The organism is Methylobacterium sp. B1, assembly GCF_000333255.1.
Lineage (GTDB): Bacteria > Pseudomonadota > Alphaproteobacteria > Rhizobiales > Beijerinckiaceae > Methylobacterium > Methylobacterium fujisawaense.
This window is the reverse complement of the sequence record NZ_BACT01000779.1, coordinates 1-7,728: the sequence shown is the minus strand read 5'-3', so window position 1 is coordinate 7,728 and position 7,728 is coordinate 1. Positions and strand designations below refer to the sequence as shown.

Sequence of the window (7,728 nt, the reverse complement as noted above, 5' to 3'; positions counted from 1 at the left end):
GTCTCCCCGTTCCATCCCTGATCCTGCGGCGCTGACGTCGCGGCCCGACATCCAGAGGAGGCCCCCCGCGGGGCAGAAGAGAGCATGGCAACCGACATCCTCGTCCCGACCCTCGGCGAATCCGTGAGCGAGGCCACGATCGGCCGCTGGTTCAAGAAGCCCGGCGACACGGTCGCGGCCGACGAGCCGATCGTCGAGCTCGAGACCGACAAGGTCACCCTGGAGGTCAACGCCCCGGCGGCCGGCGAGCTCGGCGAAATCCTGGTCAAGGATGGGGAGACCGTGGAGCCCGGCGCCCTGCTCGGCTCGATCGTCGAGGCCGGCGCGGCCGGCAGCGGCAAGAAGGCCGCCCCCAAGGAGGCCCCGAAGGAGGCCGCCGAGATCAAAGCCGAGAGCCGGAGCGAGGCCCCGAAGGCCGCCGCCCCCGCGAAGGCCGAAGCGCCCGCCCAGGAATCCTCTGCCGGCTACGGCAACCACGGCGACGCTGCCGCTCCGGCGGCAGCCCAGCAGCGCCCGGTGGGCGACAACGGCCCGGCGGTGGCGAAGCTCGCCCGGGAATCCGGCGTCGACCCGTCGGCGGTCAGTGGCTCCGGCAAGGACGGCCGCGTCACCAAGGGCGACATGCTCGGCGCCATCGCCAAGGGCCCGTCGGCCGCGCCCGCCAAGGAGGCCCGACCGACCCTGCCGCGCGCGCCCTCGGCGCCGGACGACGCCGCGCGCGAGGAACGCGTGCGGATGACGAAGCTGCGCCAGACCATCGCGCGCCGCCTCAAGGACGCGCAGGACACGGCGGCGATGCTGACGACGTTCAACGACGTCGACATGTCGGCCGTGATGGCGATGCGCAGCCAGTACAAGGATATCTTCGAGAAGAAGCACGGCACGAAGCTCGGCTTCATGGGCTTCTTCACCAAGGCGGTGATCGGCGCCCTCAAGGACGTGCCGGCGGTCAACGCCGAGATTGACGGGCAGGACCTCGTCTACAAGAACTACTACCACATCGGCATCGCGGTCGGGACCGATAAGGGCCTCGTCGTGCCGGTGGTGCGCGACGCCGACGACCTGTCGATCGCCGGCATCGAGAAGAAGATCGCGGGGTTCGGCAAGAAGGCCCGCGACGGCAAGCTCTCCATCGAGGAGATGCAGGGCGGCACCTTCACGATCACCAACGGTGGCATCTACGGCTCGCTGATGTCGACGCCGATCCTCAACGCGCCGCAATCGGGCATCCTCGGCATGCACCGCATCGAGGAGCGCCCGGTGGTCCGGGCCGGCAAGATCGAGGCCCGGCCGATGATGTACCTCGCGCTGTCGTACGATCATCGCATCGTCGACGGTAAGGAGGCCGTGACCTTCCTGGTGCGGGTGAAGGAGGCGCTGGAGGATCCGGCGCGGCTCGTGCTGGACCTCTGAGGTCGTCATGTCGGGCGCTGAGAACAGGGTTGCGATCGTCACCGGCGGCAGCCGCGGCATCGGCCGGGCCGTGTCGCTGCTTCTCGCGGAGCGCGGCTACGCGGTCTGCCTGAGCTACGTGTCGGACGCCGCCGCAGCCAAGACCGTGGTGGACGCGATCACCGCCAAGGGCGGCAAGGCGCTCGCCGTGAAGGGCGATGTCGGCAGCGAGGCCGACGTCATCGCGCTGTTCAGGGCGGCCGACGGGCTCGGGCGCCTCGCGGCTTTGGTCAACAATGCCGGCGTCGTCGACGTGAAGTCCGACGTCGCCGACATGACCGAGGGCCGGCTCCAGCGGATGATGACAACCAACGTGGTCGGCAGCTTCCTGTGCGCCCGCGAGGCGGTCCGGCGGATGTCGACCAAGCGCGGCGGGGCAGGGGGCGCCATCGTCAACCTGTCCTCGGTGGCGGCGCGGCTGGGCGGCCCCGGTCAGTTCGTGGATTACGCCGCCTCGAAGGGGGCCATCGACGCGCTGACGATCGGGCTCGCCCGGGAGGTGGCCGCCGAAGGCATCCGGGTCAACGCGGTGGCGCCCGGCATCATCGCCACCGAGATCCATGCCAGCGGCGGCGAGCCGGACCGGGTGGAGCGCCTCGGCCCGGGCGTCCCGATGAAGCGGGCCGGCACCGCCGAGGAGGTGGCCGCACCGATCGTGTGGCTGCTCTCGGAGGAGGCCTCCTACACCACGGGCGCCATCCTCGACGTCGGCGGCGGCCGCTGAGCCTCAGCCCGACCTGACATTCCCTGCCCGTCTCACACGCGGCACGACCGAGCGGAAGCGAAGCCTCATGTCCTACGATCTCGTCGTCATCGGCACCGGTCCCGGCGGCTACGTGTGCGCCATCCGCGCGGCGCAGCTCGGCCTGCGGACCGCCGTGGTCGAGAAGCGCGCGACCCATGGCGGCACCTGCCTCAATGTCGGCTGCATCCCGTCCAAGGCCCTGCTGCACGCCTCCGAGGCGTTCGAGGAGGCCAACACGCATTTCGCCGATCTCGGCATCGATGTCGGCACGCCGAAGCTCGACCTGAAGAAGATGATGGCCTTCAAGGCCGAGGGCGTGGCGGGCAACACCAAGGGCGTCGAGTTCCTGCTCAAGAAGAACAAGGTCGAGACCTTCCACGGCACCGGCCGGATCGCGGGAGCCGGCCGGGTCGAGGTCGTGTCCGAGGATGGCGGCAACCAGATGCTCGAGACCAAGAGCATCGTCATCGCCACCGGCTCGGACGTGGCGCGGCTGCCCGGCGTCACCATCGACGAGAAGGTGGTGGTCTCCTCGACCGGCGCCCTGGAGCTCGACCGGGTGCCGAAGAAGCTCCTGGTCATCGGCGCCGGCGTGATCGGGCTGGAGCTGGGCTCCGTCTGGCGCCGGCTCGGCTCCGAGGTCACCGTGGTCGAGTTTCTCGACCGGGTGCTGCCCGGCATGGACGGAGAGGTCGGCAAGCAGTTCCAGCGGATCCTGACCAAGCAGGGCATCGCCTTCAAGCTGTCCACCAAGGTGACCGGCGTCGAGGTCGGCAAGAAGGGCGGCGCGACCGTCACCGTGGAGCCGGCCGCGGGCGGCGCGGCGGAAACGCTCCAGGCGGACGCGGTGCTCGTCTGCATCGGCCGGGTCCCCTACACGGAGGGCCTGGGCCTCGACACGGTGGGCGTCCAGCGGGACGACAAGGGCCGGATCCTCACGGACTCGCACTACGCCACCAACGTCACCGGCATCTACGCCATCGGTGACGTGATTGCCGGCCCGATGCTGGCCCACAAGGCCGAGGACGAGGGCGTCGCGGTGGCCGAGATGCTGGCCGGCCAGTCCGGCCACGTGAATTACGGCGTGATCCCGAACGTGGTCTACACGTTCCCGGAGGTCGCCTCGGTGGGCAAGACCGAGGAGGAGTTGAAGAAGGACGGCGTCGCCTACAATGCCGGCAAGTTCCCCTTCACGGCCAACGGCCGGGCCAAGGCGAACGGCACCACGGACGGCTTCGTGAAGGTGCTGGCCGACGCCCAGACCGACCGCGTGCTGGGCGTGCACATCGTCGGCGCGGATGCCGGCAACCTGATCGCCGAGGCGGCGGTGGCGATGGAGTTCGGTGCCTCCTCGGAGGACATCGCCCGGACCTGCCACGCGCATCCGACGCTGACCGAGGCCGTCAAGGAAGCCGCCCTGGCGGTGAGCAAGCGCGCGATCCACGTCTGAGTGGCGGGCGGACGCACGAGCGTCCATCCGCAGGGGCGCTGGGACAAAAGGGGCGGCTGACCGAACTGCCCCTTGTCCTGAGTCGCCGGAGCGCAGCGCAGACCATGCGGGAGGGCGCCGGAGACCGTCGCGCTCCCCGAAGCCCTCCTTCGAGGCCCGCTTCGCGGGCACCTCAGAAAGAAGCTGGGAGATCGCAGCCGCCTGCCGGCGGCGGGATCAGGCGATCTTGCGCCTGGAGTTCGGCAGGTCGGCGATCCGCAGGAGGGCACTCGGTGCGGGCGGCGCCGTCAGGGCGTTGAGCAGGTAGGGCCTGCGCAGGCCCAGGGCGTTGTGCAAGGCGAGGTCGATGTCGCGGGCGTAGAACGGCATTCGCAGGACCGCATCGACGCCGAAGTAGCGGCCGGCCTGGGCGACGGGCTCCAGCTCGGACGTCGTCAACAGTGTGATCCGGGTCGGAAGGCTGAGGGGCTGGATCTGGCAGGCCAGTTCGAGCCCGTCGATGCCACCGAGCTTCACGTCGATGAAGGCGAAGTCGTAGGCGGCAAACTTCAGCTGCCTGAGGGCGTGGCGTCCGTCATCCGTCTCGTCGAGGTCGATGGCGAAGCCGCTGCGCGCCACGACACGGCTGATGGCCGAGCGCCCCGCCGGGGTCGAGCAGGCGAGCAGAGCCCGGGTCGGGGCGCGGCGCCGGGCATCGGCGTGGAGCAGCTGCTCGATATGGCCTGGATCGAGGGGGGTCTTCAGGACCTCGTAGGCCCCGAGGCTGGTGGCGATCTCCTGCCAGTGCGGCAGGACGCGGGTGGCGACCAGAACCAGACAGGGCGGCTCCGCACCCGCGCGACGCGCCACGGCGACGGCTTCGGGCCCGCTCAGGTCGTCAAGCTGAAGCCCGACGAAGGCCAGAGTCGGGCGGTGACGCAGCAGGATGTCGCAGAGCGCCTGACCGGAGGTCGCCTCGTCGATCACGGCGCGTGGATCGAAGCGCAGGACGATCTCTCGCAGGGAGAGGCGCCGGCCCGGATCGCAATCCGCGATCACGACACGTGCCGGCGCCCCTCCGTCCTCAAGCTCCATGACGCCCGCCCAAGCCGATCCGAATGTTCATGCTCATAGTGGCTGAAGATCGTGACGAAGCTCTTAAAAAGTGCGGTTGTGCAATGAGCCGATCGAATGACGCGTCTATAGATGATGTTGAACAGCCCCGAAGTCGAAACTTCCAGCACTCTTGATCAGCGACCCGCCCGGGGATGGGCCGCCGCGTAGGCGCTCATGAGACGGGCGGCATCGACCTGGGTGTAGAGCTGAGTGGTGGACAGGGAGGCGTGGCCGAGGAGTTCCTGGATCGCGCGCAATTCTCCCTGGCGGGCCAGCAGATGGGTGGCGAAGGAGTGCCGCAGGGCGTGCGGCGTGGCGCTGTCGGGCAGGCCGAGGGCTCCCCGCGCGCGGGCCACCGTATACTGGATGATCCGCGGCGACAGGGCCCCCCCGCGCGCGCCGACGAAGAGCGGCCCCTCCGGCGGCAGCGGCAGCGGGCAGGCGGCGACGTAGTCGGCCACGGCCTGCGCCACCACGGGCAGGATCGGCACCATGCGCTGCTTGCCGCCCTTGCCGAGCACGGTGACTTGGTCGACCCCGGGCAGGGGCGCGTCGCGGCGAGACAGTCCGAGGGCCTCGGAGATGCGCAGGCCTGCGCCGTAGAGCAGCGCCAGCACGGCGGCATCCCGGGCGAGAACCCAGGGCGCGCGTTCCTCGCCGGCGCGAATCGCCGTGTCGGTCAACGCCACGGCGGCGCTGACGGGCAGGGGTCGCGGAAGCCGCCGCGGAACCTTGGGCGAGCGCACGCCGCCCAGGGCCGAGACGGTGCCGAAGCCCTCGCGTTCGAGGAAGCGTGCGAAGGAGCGCAGGCCCGCGAGCATGCGCATCAGCGAGCGTCCGGAGACCTCCTCGGCCCGGCGCGCCGCCATGAAGGCGCGGATGTCCCGCACCTTCAAGCCGACGAGCATCGGGATGGTCGGCGTGCTCTGCCGCGACGCGAGGTGGTGGAGAAACTGACGGAGGTCACGCCCGTAGGCCTCGACGGTGTTGGGCGACATTCGCCGCTCGCGCGCCAGCCCCTCGATCCAGGCCTGGACGGCCGCGCGGAGGCGGGCATCGCCCGGAAACAGCAGCCGATCGCCTTCGGTTTCGTGCGCGCTCATGGTGCCACTCGACCGGATCATCCTTGCTGGGAGCTTAAGACCCTGCCTTGGTGAAACCGGGCGTTCACGATACGTACGGCAGCCTCGGGCCGTTCACCGAGCCGTGGAGCCCCATGACAACCCCCATCCGCATCCTCGGCATCGATCCCGGCCTGCGCCGCACCGGCTGGGGCCTGATCACCGCGCAGGGCACGAAGCTCACCTACGGCGATTGCGGCGTCGTGACCTCGGACGGCGACCTGCCGCTGGCCCTGCGCCTGCGCGAGCTGTTCGAGGGGATCAGCCGCATCGTCGAGACCGTGCGGCCCGACGAGGTCGCCGTGGAGGAGACCTTCGTCAACAAGGACGCGCAGGCGACGCTCAAGCTGGGTCACGCCCGGGCGATGGCGCTGGTGGTGCCGGCCCTCGCCGGCCTGCCCGTGTTCGAATACGCCGCGAACCTGATCAAGAAGACCGTGGCGGGCTCCGGTCACGCCGAGAAGGTACAGATCCAGGCGATGGTGCGCTTCCTCCTGCCGAAGGCCGAGTTCCGCGTGGCGGACGCCGCCGACGCGCTGGCCATCGCGATCACCCATGCCAGCCATCGGGACGCCCACGCCCTTCGGCAGGCGCATCTGCCGAAGGGCAAGCGCCGCACGCTCACAGGCCAGGCGTCCGCAGGACAGGGGCTCGAAGGGAAGGGATTCTCCGCCGCCGCAGCCGCGCGCATCGAGGCCGCATTGGCGAAACAGGGCTGACGGGATCGGGAAGGACTTGGTGGGGGAAGTAGGACTCGAACCTACGAAGCTTACGCAGCGGATTTACAGTCCGCCCCCTTTGCCGCTCGGGACATTCCCCCAAGGCAGGTTTCTCACCCGCGGCGCCCTTATGGTGAGGGGGCGGCCGGGTGTCAACGCTTATGGTGAGCTGATCCGCGTTGGCGCGTGCGGCAACCGTGGAGAGCGGTGCGGTTTCGATTGATCGCACCGCGCGAGCGCCTCCCTGTCCGCCCCTCGGGGAGGGGGACGAAAACGCGAACGTTCCGCGACTCCGGGGATTCACAAAGGAATCCGGATCGGCCACGGTGGGCGGATGTCATCCTGCTTCGCCGGCCCTTGACCCGCCCCGCCCCGTCTCTGCGGTCCCACCAGCGCACGCTGATGGCCCTGGTCGCGGCCATGGCGCGCGGCGAGGCGGCCCATGTCCGGAAGATCCTGGCCGCGGTGACGCCGGGCGGCGGCAAGTCGCTGCTGCCGGTGATCGCCGCGCACGGGCTGATCGCCGCCGGGCTCGTCGAACGCGTGGTCTGGGTGGTGCCGCGGGATTCCCTGCGATTGCAGGCGGAGGAGGCTTTCGCCGACCCACTCTGGCGTGCCGCGTTCGGGCACGCCCTCAGCGTGCGGGCGGCGGACAACGAGCGCGACCCGGCGCGGGGTCTGGCCGGCTACGTCACCACCTATCAGGCGGTCGCCGCCGCCCCGGCGCTCCACCTCGCGGAAGCCCGGGCGCACCGGACCCTGCTGGTCGTCGATGAGGTCCATCACCTGCCGGTGCCCGGACGGCCCGGCGCCGATGAGAACGCAGCCGAGGACGCGGAAGCGGGGGCGTGGTCCCGCGCGATGCTGCCCGTCATGGAGGCAGCGACCGTTCGCCTCTATCTGTCCGGGACGCTGGAGCGCGCGGACGGGCGACGCATCCTCGGCCTGCCCTATCAGCCCGCTGCGCCCGGCCGCGGGCCGGATCTCGACCTCGACGCGCCCGGCCTCGCGGTGATCGGCTATTCGCGGGCGCAGGCGCTGGCCGAGCGGGCGGTGCTGCCGGTGACCTTCGGCGCCATCGACGGCGAGGCCAGCTGGCTGGAGGGCGGCCGGATCGCCGGCGACAGTCCGCGGGTCGGCCCGCAC

Annotated in this window: 7 protein-coding genes and 1 tRNA gene; 5 read left to right on the top strand and 3 right to left on the bottom strand. The window is 70.5% G+C overall.

The features are described 5' to 3' along the window. The first annotated feature begins 84 nt into the window (after window positions 1-84). The 3 genes from odhB (at window position 85) to lpdA (ending at window position 3,647) form a co-directional block, all read left to right on the top strand. Window positions 85-1,413 (top strand): 2-oxoglutarate dehydrogenase complex dihydrolipoyllysine-residue succinyltransferase, encoded by a 1,329-nt coding sequence (gene odhB / locus I53_RS22635; protein ID WP_043354944.1) that lies wholly within the window; start codon window positions 85-87, stop codon window positions 1,411-1,413. Between the two features lie 7 nt (window positions 1,414-1,420). Beyond that, complete coding sequence (locus I53_RS22630; RefSeq protein ID WP_043354942.1) at window positions 1,421-2,176, top strand: SDR family oxidoreductase; 756 nt, start codon at window positions 1,421-1,423, stop codon at window positions 2,174-2,176. Window positions 2,177-2,243: 67 nt separating this feature from the next. Further along, the gene (gene lpdA, locus I53_RS22625; protein ID WP_043354940.1) at window positions 2,244-3,647 is read left to right on the top strand and encodes a dihydrolipoyl dehydrogenase; all 1,404 of its coding nucleotides are present in this window, start codon (window positions 2,244-2,246) and stop codon (window positions 3,645-3,647) included. 216 nt (window positions 3,648-3,863) lie between these two features. Here lpdA and I53_RS22620 read toward each other — a convergent pair whose 3' ends face one another. Both I53_RS22620 and I53_RS22615 read right to left on the bottom strand, forming a co-directional pair. Then, complete coding sequence (locus I53_RS22620) at window positions 3,864-4,721, bottom strand: response regulator (RefSeq protein ID WP_043354938.1); 858 nt, start codon at window positions 4,719-4,721, stop codon at window positions 3,864-3,866. Window positions 4,722-4,876: 155 nt separating this feature from the next. Continuing rightward, window positions 4,877-5,845, bottom strand: a complete 969-nt coding sequence (locus tag I53_RS22615) for a tyrosine recombinase XerC (protein ID WP_043354936.1) — start codon at window positions 5,843-5,845, stop codon at window positions 4,877-4,879. 113 nt (window positions 5,846-5,958) lie between these two features. Between I53_RS22615 and ruvC the strand changes: the two genes are divergently transcribed. Beyond that, a complete protein-coding gene (gene ruvC, locus I53_RS22610; protein WP_043354934.1) occupies window positions 5,959-6,582 on the top strand; it encodes a crossover junction endodeoxyribonuclease RuvC in 624 nt (207 codons plus the stop codon). Window positions 6,583-6,599: 17 nt separating this feature from the next. Here the strand turns inward: ruvC and I53_RS22605 are convergent. Continuing rightward, a tRNA-Tyr gene (locus I53_RS22605) sits at window positions 6,600-6,683 on the bottom strand. A 301-nt stretch (window positions 6,684-6,984) separates the two neighbouring features. On the opposite strand from I53_RS22605, the gene I53_RS22600 reads away from it, so the two are divergent. Next, a partial coding sequence (locus I53_RS22600) for a DEAD/DEAH box helicase family protein (protein WP_043354946.1) occupies window positions 6,985-7,728 on the top strand: 744 nt, incomplete at its 3' end.

Coding starts and splice junctions, on each gene's coding strand:
- ruvC (WP_043354934.1), top strand. CDS start 5,959: ATGACAACCCCCATCCGCATCCTCGGCATCGATCCCGGCCTGCGCCGC.
- lpdA (WP_043354940.1), top strand. CDS start 2,244: ATGTCCTACGATCTCGTCGTCATCGGCACCGGTCCCGGCGGCTACGTG.
- odhB (WP_043354944.1), top strand. CDS start 85: ATGGCAACCGACATCCTCGTCCCGACCCTCGGCGAATCCGTGAGCGAG.
- I53_RS22615 (WP_043354936.1), bottom strand. CDS start 5,845: ATGAGCGCGCACGAAACCGAAGGCGATCGGCTGCTGTTTCCGGGCGAT.
- I53_RS22630 (WP_043354942.1), top strand. CDS start 1,421: ATGTCGGGCGCTGAGAACAGGGTTGCGATCGTCACCGGCGGCAGCCGC.
- I53_RS22620 (WP_043354938.1), bottom strand. CDS start 4,721: ATGGAGCTTGAGGACGGAGGGGCGCCGGCACGTGTCGTGATCGCGGAT.